Source organism: Zunongwangia sp. SCSIO 43204 (assembly GCF_019904275.1).
Lineage (GTDB): Bacteria > Bacteroidota > Bacteroidia > Flavobacteriales > Flavobacteriaceae > Zunongwangia > Zunongwangia mangrovi.
On sequence record NZ_CP063204.1, the window covers coordinates 1820297 to 1839860 of the forward strand.

The 19564-nt window shown below is 36.8% G+C and carries 15 protein-coding genes; 8 read left to right on the forward strand and 7 right to left on the reverse strand.

Features of this window, described 5'->3' with window-relative positions:
- Positions 1–256 precede the first annotated feature (256 nt).
- From INR75_RS08050 to INR75_RS08075, 6 genes are all read left to right on the forward strand, one after another.
- Positions 257–1234, forward strand: a complete 978-nt coding sequence (locus INR75_RS08050) for a pyruvate dehydrogenase complex E1 component subunit beta (protein ID WP_092540363.1) — start codon at positions 257–259, stop codon at positions 1232–1234.
- 62 nt (positions 1235–1296) lie between these two features.
- On the forward strand, positions 1297–3783 hold the full coding sequence (locus INR75_RS08055; RefSeq protein ID WP_223091475.1) for a DUF5686 family protein: 2487 nt from the start codon (positions 1297–1299) through the stop codon (positions 3781–3783).
- A gap of 68 nt (positions 3784–3851) precedes the next feature.
- Entirely contained in the window at positions 3852–4364 is a 513-nt protein-coding gene (locus INR75_RS08060; RefSeq protein ID WP_223091476.1) for an inorganic diphosphatase, read from the forward strand.
- Positions 4365–4556: 192 nt separating this feature from the next.
- Positions 4557–5333 (forward strand): Ku protein, encoded by a 777-nt coding sequence (locus INR75_RS08065; protein WP_092540365.1) that lies wholly within the window; start codon positions 4557–4559, stop codon positions 5331–5333.
- A 2-nt stretch (positions 5334–5335) separates the two neighbouring features.
- Positions 5336–7774: a DNA ligase D gene (gene ligD / locus INR75_RS08070; protein ID WP_223091477.1), complete on the forward strand. Its 2439-nt coding sequence runs from the start codon at positions 5336–5338 to the stop codon at positions 7772–7774.
- A gap of 33 nt (positions 7775–7807) precedes the next feature.
- Complete coding sequence (locus INR75_RS08075) at positions 7808–8845, forward strand: App1 family protein (protein WP_223091478.1); 1038 nt, start codon at positions 7808–7810, stop codon at positions 8843–8845.
- 154 nt (positions 8846–8999) lie between these two features.
- Here the strand turns inward: INR75_RS08075 and INR75_RS08080 are convergent, their stop codons facing one another.
- The 3 genes from INR75_RS08080 to INR75_RS08090 all read right to left on the reverse strand — a co-directional run bounded on the left by INR75_RS08080 (position 9000) and on the right by INR75_RS08090 (position 11458).
- Positions 9000–9692: a sterol desaturase family protein gene (locus INR75_RS08080; RefSeq protein ID WP_223091479.1), complete on the reverse strand. Its 693-nt coding sequence runs from the start codon at positions 9690–9692 to the stop codon at positions 9000–9002.
- A gap of 9 nt (positions 9693–9701) precedes the next feature.
- Positions 9702–10316, reverse strand: a complete 615-nt coding sequence (locus INR75_RS08085; protein WP_084839697.1) for a deoxynucleoside kinase — start codon at positions 10314–10316, stop codon at positions 9702–9704.
- A 218-nt stretch (positions 10317–10534) separates the two neighbouring features.
- On the reverse strand, positions 10535–11458 hold the full coding sequence (locus tag INR75_RS08090) for an AraC family transcriptional regulator (protein WP_223091480.1): 924 nt from the start codon (positions 11456–11458) through the stop codon (positions 10535–10537).
- 113 nt (positions 11459–11571) lie between these two features.
- On the opposite strand from INR75_RS08090, the gene INR75_RS08095 reads away from it, so the two are divergent.
- Positions 11572–13071 (forward strand): aldehyde dehydrogenase family protein, encoded by a 1500-nt coding sequence (locus tag INR75_RS08095; RefSeq protein WP_223091481.1) that lies wholly within the window; start codon positions 11572–11574, stop codon positions 13069–13071.
- Positions 13072–13074: 3 nt separating this feature from the next.
- A complete protein-coding gene (locus INR75_RS08100; RefSeq protein WP_223091482.1) occupies positions 13075–13437 on the forward strand; it encodes a DUF779 domain-containing protein in 363 nt (120 codons plus the stop codon).
- A gap of 196 nt (positions 13438–13633) precedes the next feature.
- Here the strand turns inward: INR75_RS08100 and INR75_RS08105 are convergent, their stop codons facing one another.
- Genes INR75_RS08105 through INR75_RS08120 form a run of 4 tightly spaced genes read right to left on the reverse strand, consistent with a single transcriptional unit; the run spans position 13634 to position 19459 of the window.
- Complete coding sequence (locus tag INR75_RS08105) at positions 13634–14014, reverse strand: DUF6122 family protein (protein ID WP_223091483.1); 381 nt, start codon at positions 14012–14014, stop codon at positions 13634–13636.
- 8 nt (positions 14015–14022) lie between these two features.
- Entirely contained in the window at positions 14023–14346 is a 324-nt protein-coding gene (locus tag INR75_RS08110) for a DUF202 domain-containing protein (protein ID WP_223091484.1), read from the reverse strand.
- 17 nt (positions 14347–14363) lie between these two features.
- Positions 14364–16154 carry an SLC13 family permease gene (locus INR75_RS08115; protein ID WP_223091485.1) on the reverse strand — a complete coding sequence of 597 codons (1791 nt, stop codon included), beginning with the start codon at positions 16152–16154 and terminating at the stop codon, positions 14364–14366.
- A 14-nt stretch (positions 16155–16168) separates the two neighbouring features.
- Positions 16169–19459: an amidohydrolase family protein gene (locus tag INR75_RS08120; RefSeq protein WP_223091486.1), complete on the reverse strand. Its 3291-nt coding sequence runs from the start codon at positions 19457–19459 to the stop codon at positions 16169–16171.
- Positions 19460–19564 lie beyond the last annotated feature (105 nt).

A 19564-nucleotide genomic window follows, 5' to 3' on the forward strand; every position in this document is an offset into this window, starting at 1 on the left:
AGAAAATACTATGCATGCATAATAAAAATATCATAAAAATTTGCTCAGTATTTGCGTTAAGCTTAAAAATCGACGTTTTTGATGCGCTTTTGATAATAAAATAGCTGGTTTTTTGATGATATAGTCGCTGTGTAGTGCTGTGAATTATTTAAGTTTTTTTAGAAGGTAAATTTTTAATGGTTTATGTGGTAAAAACTTTATCTAATTACTATTTTTGTGTTCCTATAAGACATAAAAATTAATATCAAGAACTATAATGAAGACAATTCAATTTAGGGAAGCCGTTCAACAGGCTATGAGCGAAGAAATGCGCAAAGATGAGTCCATTTATTTAATGGGTGAAGAAGTAGCCGAATATAACGGTGCATATAAAGCTTCTAAAGGAATGTTGGACGAGTTTGGACCAGATCGAGTTATCGATACTCCAATTTCTGAGCTTGGATTCTCAGGGATAGGTATTGGTAGTGCTATGAATGGTAACCGTCCTATTATAGAGTTCATGACCTTTAACTTTTCCCTTGTTGGAATAGATCAAATTATAAACAACGCAGCTAAAATTCGCCAAATGAGTGGTGGGCAATTTAATTGTCCTATCGTATTTAGAGGGCCAACAGCTTCTGCTGGTCAGCTTGGTGCAACACACTCACAGGCTTTTGAAAGCTGGTATGCAAACTGCCCTGGTTTAAAAGTAATCGTTCCTTCTAATCCTTACGATGCAAAAGGACTTTTAAAATCAGCAATTAGAGATGACGATCCTGTTATCTTTATGGAAAGTGAGCAAATGTATGGTGATAAAGGTGAAGTGCCAGAGGAAGAGTATGTAATCGAAATTGGTAAAGCCGATATTAAACGTGAAGGTACAGATGTAACGATCGTTTCTTTTGGTAAGATCATTAAAGAAGCTTACAAAGCTGCAGATGAGTTAGAAAAAGAAGGAATTTCTGCGGAAGTGATTGATCTTAGAACTATTCGTCCTATGGATCATGCTACCATTATCGAGTCTGTAAAGAAAACAAACCGTTTGGTGATTCTTGAAGAAGCATGGCCATTTGGAAACATTTCTACAGAAATCACTTACCAGGTACAGGAACAAGCTTTCGATTTTCTTGATGCACCAATCATCAAAATAAACACAGCAGATACTCCGGCTCCTTATTCTCCAGTTCTTCTTAAAGAATGGTTGCCTAATAGTGAAGATGTTGTTAAAGCTGTAAAAAAGGTAATGTACAAGTAATTCAGATAAACTATATTTGACCCCTCATCCCCTCAAAGATGAGGGGTTTTTTGTTTATCTTTATGAAGTACTTTCTCTTATCTACCCTATTTATTTTTAGCTGCTTCAAGGTCTTTGCACAGACCCAGGTGAGCGGTGTTGTTGTAGATGAAAATGGTGTGGGAATTCCCTTTGCCAATGTGATCTTTACAGATTCTAGTGAAGGTACCACAACAGACGAAGAAGGGAATTTCTCGCTGTCTTCTCAAAAAAATTATGCTTCAGTTACTTTTTCATTTTTAGGCTATCAAACTAAGGATGTAAGTCTTCAGAATAAAGATCTAAATAATCTGAAGGTGACGCTATACGCGGCTTCAGAATCACTTTCAGAAGTAAGAATATATAAAGGAGAAACCTCCAAAAAGAACAATCCTGCTATAGATATTCTTAGGAAGATCTGGGCAAACAGACGAGGCAATGGAGTACGGAAATTCGACCAATATGCCTATCGTCGCTATGAAAAATTAGAATTCGATCTAAACACTATCGATAGTTCGCTTATTGAAAGCCGAATCTTTAACGGGATGGAATTTATTTTTGAAGATTTGGATACCAATCGAATCACAGGAAAAACGTATCTGCCCGTATTTCTAAACGAATCCGTTAGTATGGTTTATGGTGACAATACCACAGGCCAGGAACTTACCGATTTAAAAGGAAATAAAAACTCTGGTTTTAGCGATAACCAAATGCTAATTTCTACGGTGCGGGATATTTACGACGAGATCGATGTTTACGATAACTATTTACGATTTTTTGATAAGAATTTTGTGAGTCCGTTGTCTAAAACCGGTATCAATGTTTACAATTATGTACTTGCCGATAGTGCTTATGTAGACGATAAATACTGCTATAATATTGTGTATTATCCACGTAGGGAAAACGAACTTACCTTTCGAGGAGATTTTTGGGTGAATGATACTACTTGGGCCATTAAAGATATTAATCTTGAAATGTCTGAAGGTGCCAATTTAAACTGGGTAAAAGGTGTTTATATAGAACAGGAATTCGATGTTTTAAACGACTCGGTTTTTTTGCTGAAGAGAGACTTTTTTCAAGCCGATTTTGCCTTAAAAGAGAAAGAAGATTCTCGTGGTATCTACGGAAAAAGAACCGTCCTATACGACCAATATGAATTTGATAACGAACGTCCGTCATCGTTTTATAATAAAACAGTAAACCGTTACCGGGAAGAAGTCTATAATCGTGAAGATGATTTTTGGCAGGAAAACAGGCTCGAAGAATTAAACGGAGACGAACGCGGAGTCTATGATATGCTTGACACGCTGAAAACAGTAAAACAATTTAAGCGATTATACAATGTATCTACCGCTCTTGCTACCGGATATTTAGATTTTGAAGGCTGGGATTATGGTCCTATTTTTTCTACAGTAGGATTTAATGATGTAGAAGGGATCCGACTTAGAGCTGGTGGTAGAACCTATTTTTCACAGCATGATAAATGGCGAATCGAAGGTTACGGCGCTTATGGTTTCGAGGATAATAAATTTAAATATGGTATTCAGGGGAAAGTCTTGCTCGATCCGGATAACCGACTAATCGTTTCTGCAGGTAATCGTAGGGATGTAGAACAGTTGGGTACTAACCTAACCAATACGACAGATGTTTTAGGGCGAAGCTTAGCATCTTCCGCATTAATAAGTACAAGTTCTAATAATAGCTTAAGTTCGATCAATCTATCGGTTTTAGCCGTAGAAATAGAACCTGTTGAAAATCTAACCTTTAGAGTAAGTGGTTCCTATCGTGAGATCGAGGCCGCTTCTGAAGGTTTTAGTCTCGATTTTTATACAGATGAAACCAGAACACAGGTATCCTCTGAATTGCAGCAAACCGAGATATCAAACCTTATTATGTATACACCAGGAAGAAAAACTGCAGGTTATGGTGTAGAACGTGAAGAAGTAGAAGATGATCATGCGACCATGTTTGTGAACTATACATTGGGGGTAAGCAATATTTTTGAAAGTGATTTTGATTATAAAAAGCTACAGTTTTTTTACAATCAGCCTTTAATGATTGGTGGTTTTGGTCGAGCTAATCTTAGTTTTGAAGCTGGTAAAACCTACGGTGAAGTACCATTGGCTTTATTAAGTGTTGTGCCGGGGAATCAAACTTATTTCCAGTTATACAACACATTTGCGCAACTGGATTATTACGAGTTTGTAACAGATACCTATGTTGCAGCGCATTTTGAGCATAATTTTAACGGCCGCTTATTTTCTAGAATTCCGTTATTGCGGGATCTAAATTTAAGAGAGATCGTTGGGATAAAAGGAGTTTGGGGTGAAATTTCAGAAGATAATATTCGCTTAAATGCTTCAGGGATACCTTTAGTAGCGCCTAATGATGAGCCATATTGGGAGTATAGCCTTGGGGTTGGAAATATTTTTAAGATCATTAGGATCGATGCTCATTTCCGCGGAAATTATTTGGATAATCCTGATGCAAGGCAATTTGGAGTGACTATAAATTTCGGTTTTCACTTTTAAGTAACACTGTTAAAGATAAGAATTCACTATATTTGAAAATCTAATAAAGTTCAACAAAAACAAATAAAATGTCAGAAACTTTTGATGTACTAATTGAAATTCCTAAAGGAAGTCGAAATAAATACGAATACGATTTCCAACTTAAAAAAGTACGTTACGACAGGATGATTTTCTCTTCAATGATGTATCCTGCAGATTATGGTTTTATTCCAGAAACTTTAGCACTAGATGATGATCCATTGGATGTACTTGTGCTTGTAAGCGAACCAACATTCCCAGGTATCGTTATGGAAGTAAAACCTATTGGTGTATTTCACATGGCAGATGAAAAAGGACCAGATGAAAAAATTATCTGTGTACCGGTATCAGATCCTATTTGGAATAGACTTAATGATCTTAAAGAATTAAACGGTCACTTAATAAAAGAGATAGAACATTTCTTTAAAGTTTATAAAGATCTTGAAAAGAAAAAAGTAGATGTTGGTGATTGGGGAGACGCAGATGAAGCTAAAAAGATCATCAAAGAATGTGTAGCTCGATACGAAAACTACGATGGTGATCAAAATCGTCTTAAATTATAAGACACTCAAAAACTATTATAGTCCTTACGGGTAACGAAGCAATAACTAAACGGTTATTGCTTTTTTATTTTATAGCAGTGATGTTTTTCCTACCATACAAGATTAGATATTCCAGACATCATTTATTTTAACTTCTCTACAACGCAGGTGCTCTTATATTTCTCTTAATTTTAGAAGAAAGCGCAGAAAACTATGAGATCAATCTGGAATGGCTCGATAAGCTTTGGGCTCGTATCGATTCCTGTAAAATTATATTCGGGATCAGAAGATCGTAAACTTGATCTTGATATGCTAGATCGTCGCGACCAGGGACGAATAAGATATAAGCGAGTGAACGAAGATACCGGGAAAGAAGTTGAATGGAAAGATATTGTAAAAGGTTTTAAAAAGGATGAAGGCTATGTGATCCTAGAAAAAGAAGACTTCGAAAAGGCTAATATGAAGAAAAGTAAAACCATTGATATCGAAGAATTTATCGAAGAAAAAGAAGTTGCAGATGTTCTTTTTAAAAAGCCTTATTTCTTAGAACCACAAAAAGAAGGTGGGAAATCTTACAATTTGCTTCGCGATGCGCTAAAGAAAACCAAGAAGTTGGGCGTGGCTACTTTTGTAATGCGCCAAAAAGAACACCTAAGTTTGGTGGGCGTTTATAACAATGCACTTGTGCTTCATGTTATTCGATTTGCAGATGAAATTAGGAATCCAAAGGATCTAAAACTGCCAAAAACCAAAGTTCAGAAAAAAGAAGTGGATATGGCGATTTCACTTATCGATCAATATACCACTAAGTTTAGTTTCGATAAATTTAAAGATGTTTATAACGAGCAGTTGCAAAAGATCATCGATTCTAAAGCCGCCGGTGAAGCGCCAGAAACCGAAGAATTTGATAGCGAACCAACACCGGCAAAAGATCTAATGGCGCAGCTAAAAGCTAGTTTAGATAAAAAGAAAAAGAATAAAGCCTCTTAATTTTGAGTTTAGACGAGTATAAAAAGAAACGGAATTTTAATAATACTCCTGAACCTAAAGCTGAATCGAACGATGAAGATCTAAACAGATTCGTAATTCAGCGGCACCAGGCCACTCGATTACATTATGATCTTCGTCTGGAAATTGGCGGAACGCTAAAAAGCTGGGCAGTTCCTAAAGGCCCGTCAATGAATCCAAAAGACAAACGCTTAGCGGTTCATACTGAGGATCATCCCATTAAATATTTAAAATTTGAAGGAGAAATTCCTAAGGGAAATTATGGCGCAGGCCAGATGGATATTTGGGACGAAGGCGAATTTAGCAGTCCGCTTAATGATAAAAATTTGCTTCAGCAATACGAAAAAGGAGATCTAAAGCTTCAGTTTTCAGGAAAAAAGATCAAAGGGAATTTTGCCCTGATTAATACAAAGCAGGGCAAAGAAAATCACTGGTTGCTTATTAAAAAGAAAGACGAGTTTTCTACCGATCTTATCTATGACGCCGAGGTTTATGCTGAAGTTTATTCTGAAAACATTTCCGAAGAAAATAAAAAGATAAGACCTCCAAAAGTACGAAAGTTAAAACCTGAAGATACCGTAAAACCAATGTTGGCGACTACGGGCAAAGAAATTTTTAATCATCCAGATTGGATTTACGAGTTAAAATGGGATGGATATCGATTAATAGCACATGTAGATCATGGCGAGGTGCGCATTTATTCTAGAAACGGAATTAATTATAATTCAAAATTTCCGCTTTTGGTAAAGGATCTAGAACAGATCGATCAACAAGCTATTTTTGATGGCGAAGTGGTCATCGTAGATAAAAATGGGTTGCCAGATTTTCAGGCATTGCAGAATTATGATAAAAATACTCCGGGTACGCTAAGATTCTATGTTTTTGATATGCTTTTTTTAAATGAGCATAGTATGTTAGAATTGCCTTTGATAGATCGAAAAAGTCTAATTCCAGAGGTTTTAGAGGATTTAGATTATACTTTTTATTGCGATCATATAGAAGGTATGGGAACTGCATTTTATAAAAAGGCGATCGATAGCGGGATGGAAGGCGTGATCGCGAAAAAAAGCGATACGACCTATGCGCCAGGTTATCGAACCGAAAACTGGCTAAAAATTAAAGGGGTAGAAAGTGAAGAAGCCATAATTTGTGGTTATACAGATTCTAAAGGAGCTGTTTTTGGGTCATTGATCCTGGGAATGTTTAAGGATGGACAACTTACTTACGTTGGTAACTGCGGAAGTGGATTTTCTAACCAAAAGCAAATGGAATTGCTTGCTAAAATGAAAGATCTTAGTGCGGAAAAATCTCCATTTTCTAAAAAAATAAATTTAAAAGGAAGAACCCCAAATTGGATAAATCCTGAACTAATTTGTGAAGTAAAATTTTCTGAATGGACAAAATCTGGTGCGATGCGTCACCCGGTTTTTAAAGGTTTGCGAGAAGATAAAACCACCACAGAAGTAAAACCTGAAGCTAAGATTGAAACTCCAGAGCATTCAGAAAAATCAACTTCAAATTCAGGGAATCTTGATATTGGAGGGATTTCTGTTCCGTTTACCAATCTGGATAAAATATATTGGCCAAAAGATAAAATTAGTAAGTACGATCTTATCGAATATTATCTTCAGGTTTCAGAAATTATGCTTCCGTATTTAAAAGATCGTCCGCAAAACTTACATCGACATCCAAACGGAATTCAGCAAAAAGGATTCTATCAAAAAGACAACGAAAGTTTACCAGATTGGGTAGCTACCACTAGTATTTATTCTGAATCTTCACAAAAAAATATCGAATATCTGCTTTGCCAAAATGAAGCCACCTTGTTATATATGGCTAATCTGGGTTGTATAGAAATTAATCCCTGGCATTCTAAGATTGGCAAACTCGATGCGCCAGATTATGGGGTGATCGATCTGGATCCTTCAGATAAAAATACTTTTGAAGAAGTGATCGAAGTGGCGCAGGCTGTAAAAGAAGTGCTGGATTTAGCGAATATCGATGGGTTTTGTAAAACTTCAGGCTCCAGAGGATTACATATTTATATTCCGTTTGATGGACAATATTCTTACCAGGAAGGACGAGATTTTATAAAATTACTCTGCTATTTTGTTCAGGATAAATTACCAAAACTTACCAGTATGGAGCGAGCGGTAAAATCCCGGAAAGGAAAAATATATCTGGATTATTTACAAAATCGCCGTGGGCAAACGATTGCCGCGCCTTATTCGGTAAGGCCAAGAAAGGGAGCTACGGTTTCTACTCCGCTAGAATGGGATGAGGTAAAAAACGGTTTAAAAATCACTGATTTTAATATTTTTAATGTTCCGCAGCGAATTTCAGAAAAAGGAGACCTTTTTAAAGAATTAGGTTCAGAAGCAATTAATATGGAAAATGCCCTGGAGAGGCTTAATGCCGAATAAAATTTGTAAACTTATAGAAGGAAAATTACTTGAATGTTTAAACGAATAAAAAAGTTACTGGGGCGATATAAAAACCTGGATCAGGTACTAATCGTGCCCTATAGAAGTTATGGAACCTATTCAAGGTTATTTGTGAAAGGTCGTGTTCTGGATAATGCGCCGCTAAAGATTCATCAGGATCAAAATAAGTGGAAAACCTTTGTGAACACATATAAACAATTTGATAGTTTTGAAATTCCCGATGCTGAGGTTGAACTAGAGATTCCCGGTAAGATCAACTTAAAAACAACCACCAATGATGAAGGCTATTTTCTCTTTAATCAAAATCTGGAAGATAATATTGCTGAAGTTTCTAGTGATGAAGGTTGGGTAGATTATCAGCTGTATTATCGTGAAGAACTGGAACCCAAAACCGAGCTTTTAGGCGATCCTTTTGAGGGTGAATTTTTAATTCCATCTGTAGATGCTGAATATGGCGTTATTAGCGATATCGACGATACGATTTTGCATACCGGAGTCACATCTTTTTTAAAATGGCGATTGCTTAAGAACAGCTTGCTTACCAATGCTTATAAGCGGATGCCTTTAAAAGGCGCACCAGATCTCTACAAACTACTGCATAAGGGTTGGGCAGAAGGAAATCGAAATCCAATGTTCTATTTAAGTAATAGCCCTTGGAATATGTACGAATATTTAAAACTATTTCTGGACTATAATGGTTTTCCAAAAGGCCCGATCTTGCTTAGAGATATTAGGCATCCATTCGAAAAAACAATAAAGCCAGAAAAACCACATAAGCAGCGAGAGATCTTTAATGTCCTTAAAACCTATCCAGATCTTAAGTTTATTCTGATTGGGGATAGTGGTGAACACGATGCTAGCATTTATACAGATATTGCAGTACAGCATTCAGATCGAATTTTGGCGATTTATCTACGAAGTGTAAATCATAAAAAGCAAATGGAGCGTGTGCAAAGCATTATCGATAATTTTGATACCACACCTGTGCTAATGGTTCATAGCTCTGCTGAAGCTATAGCTCATGCTCGTGAAAACGGATTTATTAAATAGTAAATTATCACGGGGCAAGCCTACGAGGCAAGCGCAGGAAACAAATTTTTAATTTCGAGGCAAGCCTTTGTGGATTATTCTCATTGCCGCTGGAAACAAAAAAAGCCGAATGATTAAGATCATTCGGCTTTAGTTTTTTTACAACAAAGGGGGGTTAATGTGTATGTCCTTTTCCCTGATTTTCGTCGTCTATACTTTTTCCAACAGCAGTTCTGGCACTAGCCGGAGTTTGCCTTGGCATAGTTCTAAAAATATGATCCCAAAATGGAGAAGATACTCCAAAAGCACGATCTGGTTCACGATAATGGTGAATACTATGATGATGCCATAAAATCTTTAAAAAGTTATTAGGCACTTTAAATGCGTGAACTGAATAATGTACCGCAAGATAACCTGCATATCCTACCAAGAATCCGGCTAAAAATCCAAAAACGTAATCGCCTAAAATTGCTCTGTATATTATAAAAAGTACAGAGGTTACGATTAGACTTAAAACCGGTGGCATAGCTAACCTAGATTTATCTTTTGGATAATCGTGGTGAACACCATGCATAGTATAGGAAATTTTTTGCCTTCTAGGTGTTGTTGCCGGGATATGATATAAATAGCGGTGTGCTATATATTCTATGAAAGTAAAGAATAATAATCCGCCGGCAAACCAGGCTAAAATTTCAGGAGTTCTAAATCCTTTTTCAAAAATTCCGTAGTAAATAAGTGCAGCAGCGGTTCCAAAAAAGATAATTAATGGAGCAGAAATATGCGTATGCGTTAATTTTTCTAAAATAGGATTCTCAAATAATTTTGGTGATCCTTTATGCTTAGGTCGTTTCAGTTTAGTAGATTCCATAATCCAAATTTAAAATAGTCCGTTTATTTCTCCGTCAATCTTGTTAATAATGTCACCAAGGTCCTCTGGATTATCTACAAAGTTAATATTGTCTACATCTACAATAAGTAAATTTCCTTTGTTGTAATCATGTACCCAGGCTTCATAACGTTCATTTAATCGGCTTAGATAGTCGATAGAAATAGAGTTTTCATACTCTCTTCCTCGTTTTTGTATTTGGGCTACCAAATTGGGGATACTGCTTCTTAGGTAAATTAGCAAATCTGGCCCCTGTACAACGCTTTCCATAAGTTCGAATAAAGACTTATAATTTTCAAAATCTCTATTGGTCATTAATCCCATTGCATGTAAGTTGGGAGCAAAAATATGTGCGTCTTCGTAAATGGTACGATCCTGTATGATCTTTTTACCACTTTCTCTAATCTGTAAAATTTGTCTAAATCTACTGTTTAAAAAATAGATTTGCAGATTAAAGGACCAACGTTCCATCTTGTTGTAAAAATCTTCAAGATAGGGGTTTTCCAGAACGTCTTCGTAATGAGGTTCCCATTTGTAATGTTTGGCGAGTAATCTTGTTAGTGTGGTTTTACCAGCACCAATATTCCCTGCAATCGCTACATGCATAATTGTTATTCTTCGCTTAGTTTGTTTGGATAAATTTTAGGGTGTAAAGATACAAGATTTACTTAAGCATACTTTTTACAAACTCCTCTAATTGTTACAAAATACAATAATCCTGAGACTTAAATGCCTTTCACTTCTGTTTAATTGACTGGGGTCTAAGGTATAGAATCTTAAACTTCTTAAGGAAGATTGCTGTAACTTTAAGTTTTTTTTAAACTTTAAGAAGCGTATTTATTTGCCCGCACACTCTTGCGATACTGGTTTGGCGTAATGCTTTCCAATTTTTTAAACTGCCTGTTGAAGTAGCTTACATTGTTAAATCCAGATTGAAAAGCAATGTCTGCTAACTTATCTGAAGTTTGCTGAATCAATTTCTTAGCATATTTGATACGCTCGCCATTTAAGTAATCAATCGGGCTTTCGCCTAGTGTATTCCTAAAAGTTTTGTAGAAGTTAGAACTACTCATACAGGCTTTTGCGGCAAGCTCGTCTACAGAAATGTTTTTAGATAAATTTTCGCGCATATATTTTACAATAAAAGCCATGCGGTTATTATCAAAAAGCAAAGAATCGTCCAGCAACATTAATTTTGCCTTGGTTTGCAAAAGTCTTATCACCAGTTCTTTTACCATAAGATCTAATAAGACATCTTTAGCTTTTTCGTCACTCAAAAAAGTTTTAAAAATGCGATCTAATACATATTGAACCTGAACATTATTTTCAAGATGAGCTGAATTTGCCTGAAGATCATAATGATCATTCTCGAAATCTACTCTTGTATTTTCGTTGAAATAATTTACGGTCTCCTGAATTTTATCCGGATCGATTCCTAAAGCTAAACAGCGAGTAGGTTCAGCGGTAGTGGCTAAAGGAAAATCGATGATCATTTTTTCGTTGGAGGGGAGTACCACACTTTCTCCTGGATAAAAGTCAAAAGGATTTCTGTTTTTTAAATGCATGATCTTTTTCCCAGAAAGCATACTGGCAATTATAGGATAAGAAAACTGTAAATCGACTTTCTCGGCGACCTGCTGTGTTTCAAAAACATTTAATTCAGCATAATCTGCACTGTAAATAGTGCGATTTTCTATGAAGGTTTGCAGCTTTCTAGAGCTCTCGTATTTTAAAAGATTATCATTCAAAATTCACTAAATTATTAAATCGATAGAAAAGTAGTAATTAAAAATAGGAAAGTTCAATTTTTAATGCAAATAATTACGGAGTTTTAGATTGAAATATTAAAAACATATCTATTATGAGTTATTCCAAACCAAAATTCCAGGAAAAATATGGCAATTATATTAACGGAGCCTTTGTAGACCCTATCGATGGCGAGTATTTTGATAATCACTCTCCGGTAGATAATTCGCTTATCGCAAAATTTCCAAGATCTAAAGAAGCTGATGTTAAAAATGCGATTGCTGCAGCAAATGCCGCAAAAGAGGAGTGGGGAAATACATCAGTGACCGAGCGTTCTGCTATCCTGAATAAGATCGCAGATATTTTAGAAGAAAATTTGGAAGAGTTTGCACAAATCGAAACTTCAGATAATGGAAAAGCCATTCGTGAAACTTTAAATGCCGATCTTCCTTTGGCGGTAGATCATTTTAGATATTTTGCTTCAGTCATAAGAGCTGAAGAAGGAAGTGCTTCAGAATTAAATAAAAACACACTGTCCCTTATTATTCAGGAACCACTTGGCGTGGTAGCACAAATTATTCCGTGGAACTTTCCGCTGTTAATGATGGCCTGGAAAGTAGCACCAGCATTGGCTGCCGGGAACTGTATCGTTTTAAAACCTGCGGAACAAACTCCGGCTTCAGCAACAATATTTGCTGAAAAAGTAGGTCATTTATTACCAAAAGGAGTTTTAAACGTGATTCATGGTTTTGGTCCTGAAGCCGGGAAGCCTTTAGCTTCAAGTCCAGATGTAGATAAAGTGGCGTTTACCGGGGAAACCACAACCGGGCAATTAATTATGCAATACGCTTCTAAAAACCTGCATCCGGTAACCATGGAACTTGGTGGAAAATCGCCTAATGTTTTCTTCAGTAGTATTATGGATCATGATGATGAGTTTTTAGATAAATGTATTGAAGGTGCGGTGTTGTTTGCTTTAAATCAGGGTGAAGTTTGTACCTGTCCTTCTCGTTTACTTATCCAGGAAGATATTTATGAAGCTTTTATCGAAAAGGTTATCGCTAGAACTAAAGCAATAAAAATGGGCGATCCTTTTAGTCCAGATACCATGATGGGAGCTCAGGCTTCTAACGATCAACACGAGAAAATTTTGTCGTATATCAATATTGGTAAAGAAGAAGGTGCTGAAGTTTTATGTGGTGGTGGCGCTGCAAAATTAGATGGAGATTTAGGAAACGGATTTTATATCGAACCAACGATCTTAAAAGGGCATAACAAAATGCGCGTTTTTCAGGAAGAGATCTTTGGGCCGGTACTTTCAGTATGTACGTTTAAAGATGAAGCTGAAGCTTTAGAAATTGCTAATGACACTTTGTATGGTTTAGGAGCCGGAGTATGGACACGCGATGCTCATCAATTATATCAAATTCCGCGTGCGATAAAAGCAGGTCGAGTTTGGGTGAATTGCTACCATGATTATCCTGCTCATGCACCATTTGGAGGTTATAAAAAATCTGGTTTTGGTAGAGAGAATCATTTAATGATGCTTAATCACTATCGCCAGGCTAAGAATATGCTTATCTCTTATGATAAGAATAAACTTGGATTCTTTTAGGATATGACCTTTAAGCGAGTGGATATAACCAAAGAGGCTGCAGCCTTGTTAGAAGAACTTAAAGCAGAACATGGCGAGGTGATCTTTCACCAAAGCGGTGGTTGTTGCGATGGCTCTTCGCCAATGCTGTTGCCAAAAGAAGATTTCTATTTGGACGATAATGATATTCATTTAGGAGAAGTAGTTAAAGTGCCATTTTATATGAGTCACGATCAATTTGAATATTGGAAGCATACCCATCTTACTGTAGATATCACGCCGGGTAGAGGCGCTAGCTTTTCTTTGGAAATTCCCAAAGGCAAACGATTTATTATAAGATCTAGAATGCTTACTAAAGAAGAACAGGAACATTTTAATCCTTCCTAAAGGAAGTTAATTCTGAAAGTAAATCGGCTAGGCTAAATAATCAGATTTAAAAAAAATGCTTCAATAATGCCCAAAATCGATAAATAGCATCGTAATTCTTATGAAAAAGAAAGGTAGAATTTAAAGTTGGTTAAGTTTAGGTTTTTGTTTCCTTTTGCAAAAGTCGTTTTTATCCAAAAAAAAACGGCTTTTGCTTTTATAAACTATTCGAAATTAGCTGTTTTAAGGCTGAATTTTCATAGCATTCCCCACATTTAGAGAAGGTCCAAAGACAATCCATAAAATCGGTAAGCATATGGAAGCATAAACCAATAAAAATGAGTTTAAAAATGCCTTTTTTCAGAAAAACAGCTCCTAAAATATAGCAGATTATGGCTATTTGAGAGTGTAGTGGATGAAAACCAATTCCGCAGCGATTAGGATCAAAAAGCGGACTCGCAAAAACATGATCTAAATCCACCAACATGGTTGCAGCTAAAATGATCCAATTTTGCTTCCAGTTTTTTTTATCAAAAAAATAAGCGATAATTCCTATCGCTAAAAAATGCATCGAATAATGAAAAATAGACTGTAGCAAAACAGAATTTAAGATTCGTTGTTTTCAGATTGTTTTTCGGGACGCAATAATCTGGTCAATTTTCTATTTAGATGAATGTATCTTATGATCCCGACAGACAAAAATATGATACTTACTGAAAATGTACCATATCCCAACCAGTGTAATTCTGGATATTCTTTAATCTGAAGTAAGGCTAGACCACCAATCAATAAATAAAGAGAAGCCCTTATGTAAGCAAGCAAGGTACGCTCGTTAGCTAGTTTTGTTCTTTCTAAAGCAAGATGTTCCCTAATGAGTTTCTCATCTATGATTCTTGTTTTAAAAGGATTGCTCAGTTTTACTCTTCTCATTATTTAGGCTTCAAAAATTAAACTTCAAAAGGAAAAAAGATCGGTATAATGAACGATGCGGCGATCCAGATAATGAAATTTAAAGGTGTTCCAAATTTTAAAAAATCATTAAACTTATAATTTCCGGCGCCGTAAACCATGGTGTTGGTTGGATAGCTAACCGGCGTCATAAAAGTTAATGAACAGGCAAACATTACACCAATTAAAAATGGTTTTTCACTAAGCTGTAGCGCACTTGCAAGGCTTATCACAATTGGCGCCATAAGCGCTGCTGCTGCCTTACTGCTAAGAATGTTTGTTGATAGAAAGGTAATAAGAAAAACTAAACTTAATATAATGCGTGGGTTAAGATCACCAATTTGATCAAAGATAAATTGCGAAATTACATCAGATCCGCCGGTTTTTTCTAAAGCTTTTCCCATAGAAAGTACGCCGGCCATCATAAAGATCACTTTCCATTCTATCGCATCGTAAGCCTCTTTTGGTTTTAATATAGAAGTGGTTACCAGCAACAAACTACCAATCATTGCACTAATTAGGATTGAAGTTAAATTTAAAGCCGCAGATAAAACAACGCCAAGGGTGATCAATAAAGCCGGAATCGCTTTTTTGTAGTTCACTTTTTTGGCTTGATAATTCGATAAAACTACCAGTAATTTTCTAGAAGTTAATGCCTGAATATCTCTTTGAGCAGCATAAAGCAACAACATATCACCTTCTTTTAAAACCACGTTCGATACATCCTGAGTGATAATTTCTTTGCGATGCCTAAGTGCCAAAACCGAAGCATAATATATATTCCTGAAGTTTAATTGTCGTAAAGAACGTTCGGCTAAAGGAGAACCGTACGGGATCATCACTTCATAGATCGTTTTTTCATCTTTGTTATCTTTCTTTTTTTCTTCTTCAAGTAGATCGTCATTATCACCGGTCAAAATATAGCCGCCTTTATCCATTAAATCTGAAAGATGTTGAGGATCGATCAAGATCTTCATAGAATCTTCAGCACGAAGTACCGTATCGCCGTTAATTTCGTACATGCGGTGATGCTTTCTTTTAATCGATAGAATTTGTGCACCGTATTGGCTTACCAGTTTCGATTTTACGATCGAATGATCTACATCTGTACTATCTTTACTTAAAACAACTTCAGCTAAATAATTTTGAGCTTCTTTGGTCAATCCACTTTCGTGAGCTTCGGCACGTTTTGGTAATAACCATGGACCAACCAGGATGAGGTACGTTAAACCTATGGCAAGTAAACATAATGCAGGCAAGGTGAACTCGAACATATTAAAAGGTTCTAATCCACCTTTTTTAGCAATCCCACTAACCAGAATGTTTGTTGATGTACCAATTAACGTACAGGTTCCGCCAAATAATGCTGAAAATGAAATAGGAATTAATAATCTTGCGGGGCTTATTCCTGTTTCTCTGCAAACAAGCAAAGCCATTGGGATTAAAATCGCAACAACTGCCGTGTCATTTATAAATGCTGAAAATAATGCTGCAGAAAAGCAAAAGATCATTAGGGCAAAGACATAATTTATCTTTGCGATCCTAATGATCTTATCACTAAAACTATCTATGATCCCGCTTTTAAAAATAGCTGCGCTAACCACAAACATGCAGCCTAAAGTTATAGTAGCAGGATGATTAAACCCAGAAAAACCTTCCTCAGGACTTAGAACTCCGCTTACAATAAACAACGCCATGATGAGGATCGATGTGGTATCGATCGAGAAATAATCCTTTATAAAAAGGAAGATCCCAACAAAAATAATGGCCGCGGTTATGTAGAGTTCCATAGATCTTCAAAAAGTTAATGTCCTAGTTTACGGCAAATACATCCCGGCAACGTGAAGCTGTTTGATTCTTCGTGCCAAGGGAATGCCGCGTTATATTTGTTGTTTTCCCAGTAAAAGTTAGAACGTTCTTCGGGCTCGTTACCAATTTGATTCATGGTTTCGGCTTCATATAATCTTCCGTTTACCATCGTATAAATAATAGATTCAGAATTTTGAATATCCTCTAAAGGATTTTCTTCCAACACTAAAAGATCGGCTAACTTTCCTTCTTCTAAAGAACCAATTTCTTTATCCATTCCCAGATAATGCGCTCCGTTTATCGTAGCCGCCTGTAAAGCTTCCATGTTTGTCATTCCGCCCATTTGCAACGACCAAAGCTCCCAATGTGCACCTAATCCTTGTAACTGGCCGTGAGCACCAAGGTTAACTTTTACACCAAGATCAGTTAAGGCTTTAGCATCTTCAGAAACTAAAACTGGTCCGTTCTCATATTCTTCATCAGGAATTTTTGTACGATGTCTGGAACGTGAATCAACGATGCTACGCGGAGTAAAATTCAGCAGTCTTTCATTCTCCCAAACATTCGTTTTATCGTACCAGTAATATTCAGCATTAATTCCGCCGTAATTCACAATAAGCGTTGGCGTATAACCAACATTACTATTGCTCCATAAAGTTTGCACGTCTTTATAAAGTGGCGCCACCGGGATATTATGTTCTATTCCTGTATGACCATCTACGATCATATTCATATTATGAAAAAATGTGCTACCACCTTCTGGCACCACATTCATATCCAATTCACGAGCCGCCTGCAAAATTTGCTGGCGTTGCTCACGTCTTGGCTGGTTGTAACTTTTTACTGAAAATGCGCCAAAAGCCTTAGTTCTTCTTAAAGCCGATCTTGCATCGTCCAGATTATTGATCACGGCTTTAAAATCACCATCGGCGCCATAAAGAATGATTCCTGTAGAGTACAGTCTTGGCCCTACCATTTCGCCACTTTTAATTAATTCTGAAATGCCAAAAACGGTTTCACTTAATGCTGAAGGATCATGAGCCGTGGTCACTCCAAATGCTAAGTTTGCATAAGATGGCCAGTGTTTTTTAGGCGTTAATCCATATCTAAAAGCACCAATATGAGCATGAACATCGATCATTCCAGGCATAATAGTTTTTCCTGAAGCATCATAAACTTTAGCCGAATTTGGGATATTTACCTCACCGGAAGCGCCCATAGCTTTGATCTTGTTATTTTCAATAAGAATACTTCCGTTTTCAATTACTTCCTCATTCTCGTTCATGGTAATGATTCGAGCATTGGTAAAAGCGATCAATCCGCCTGGCGTATCGGTTTCGATTTCTAAACCTATTTTTGTTCCTTTTTCGGTCATTTCAGGAATTTCTTCCGGAGAATCCTCTAGAAAAGTAAAGCGTTGAGAAACTTCGTTGGTGAAATATTCATCTCCCAAGGTCCAATGCACTTTTTTGCTATCGGCAGACCAGTGTAAATTTATCCCTGCATCTTTTGCAATTTGGGTAACCGGTACTGTTTTGGTATTTGGATCTAGATCTATGGTTTGCCCAGTATGCGGAAGCGGAGCTAAATAAACTTTGTGAAGGTTGCTAAAAACGATCCATTTACCATCTGGGCTTGGCAGTAAACGATTTGCATACTTGGAGTTCACTATAGTCTGCTCATTATTCCCGCTAAGATCGATACTTTTTAAGCCCTTGCTTAAACCGCCCATATAGTAGCCACCGGTTTGAAAAATAATGCGAGTATCGTTATGATTAAACATGGCAAAATCACCGCCTTTATAAATTCGTTTGGCATCACTACCATCAGCTTTCATCAAATAAATTCCCGGTTCTTTAGTGAAGGTTTGTCCCTGGTCGCTATTTCCGCGATCTTTATGGTAAACGATCATTTTACCGTTATGAGAATACGATGGATTACGGTAAATTCCTTTTTCTTTAGTTAAAGTTTCTGGAGTGCCACCACTTAATGCTACTTTTTTGATACTTCCCAGTTTTTCATCATCCCAGGTTACATAGACAATACTTTTTCCATCAGGGGAAAAGTCAGGTTCAAACTCAAAATCGGTTGCTTCAGTGATTCTTTTTGGCTTTCCGTTAGGTAAGCTTTTTTTCCAAAGATATCCAACCGCATTGAACACCAAAGTTTTACCATCTGGCGAAGTAGTCGCGTGACGAATAACTTTTGGGCTAAATTTTTCAGCATACACCTGCTGTTCAGATCTTACGGTTTCAGCAATATCGATCTTCGCGTTTACTTCAAACGGAATTTCTTTTACTTCATTAGTTTCAATATTAGCGCGCTTAATTTTTCCGTTACTCCAAAATACCAGCTCTTTATTATTCGGCATCCAGCTAAATCCCGGGTACACTCCAAAGATCGCCCAGGCTTCCTGCTGGTCTTTGCTTAGGTTATCATAAACCGGCCATTCTTCTCCGGTTTCCAGATCCTGTATAAATAAAACCGACTTCGTTCTAACTCTACGAACAAAAGCAAGTTTCTTACCATCTGGAGAAACCTGCGGGCGAGCAGCACCACCGGGACCACCGGTAATAGTTATGGTTTCACCATCCTCAAAACTGTATCTTTTAATCACATAGATCTGTTTGTTTGGATCTTTGTTGTACTGAAACATACCACCCGGATACATATCTTCACTGTAATACAGATATTTCCCATCTAGTGAAATACTTGGCTCGTTTACGTCCTGTTGGTCGTTTTTTCTTTCGGTAAGTTGAAGTCCGGATTTCCCGGCGATGTGATATTGCCACATTTCACCGGCACCTAAAGATCGGGTAGAGGTAAAGTGTTTACGGGCAACGATGCTGTTTCCGTCGGCTGTCCACACGGCATTATTCAGCAATCTAAAATCTTCGCTGGTTAGTTCCCAGGCGTTATCACCATCGGCATCCATAATCCAGATATTATCGCCACCACCGGCATCACTGGTGAACGAAATCTTAGAACCATCTGGGCTAAATCTTGGCTGAACTTCATAAGCCATTCCGCTACGAAGCGCTTTAGCTTTTCCGCCAGTAATTGGCATAGTGTAAATATCTCCTAAAAGGTCAAAAACAATGGTTTTACCATCGGGACTCACATCCAGGTTCATCCATGTACCTTCGGTAGTATTTAAATCGACAGTTTTCACCGGAACATCATCTGGAAAAGGATTAGAAACATCCCATTTATCCTGTTTTTCCTGGGCAAAAACCGCGAAATTCGTTAAAAAAATAAATAAAGTGAAGATCGAGTTTCGAAGCATAATACTGTGTTTATTCTATAAATTGAAGTTTGATATTTGAGGTTTTAGACTCAATTTTTAATTAGCTAAAGATAATATTTCTTTTATTTTGTAAGTTCACTTTAT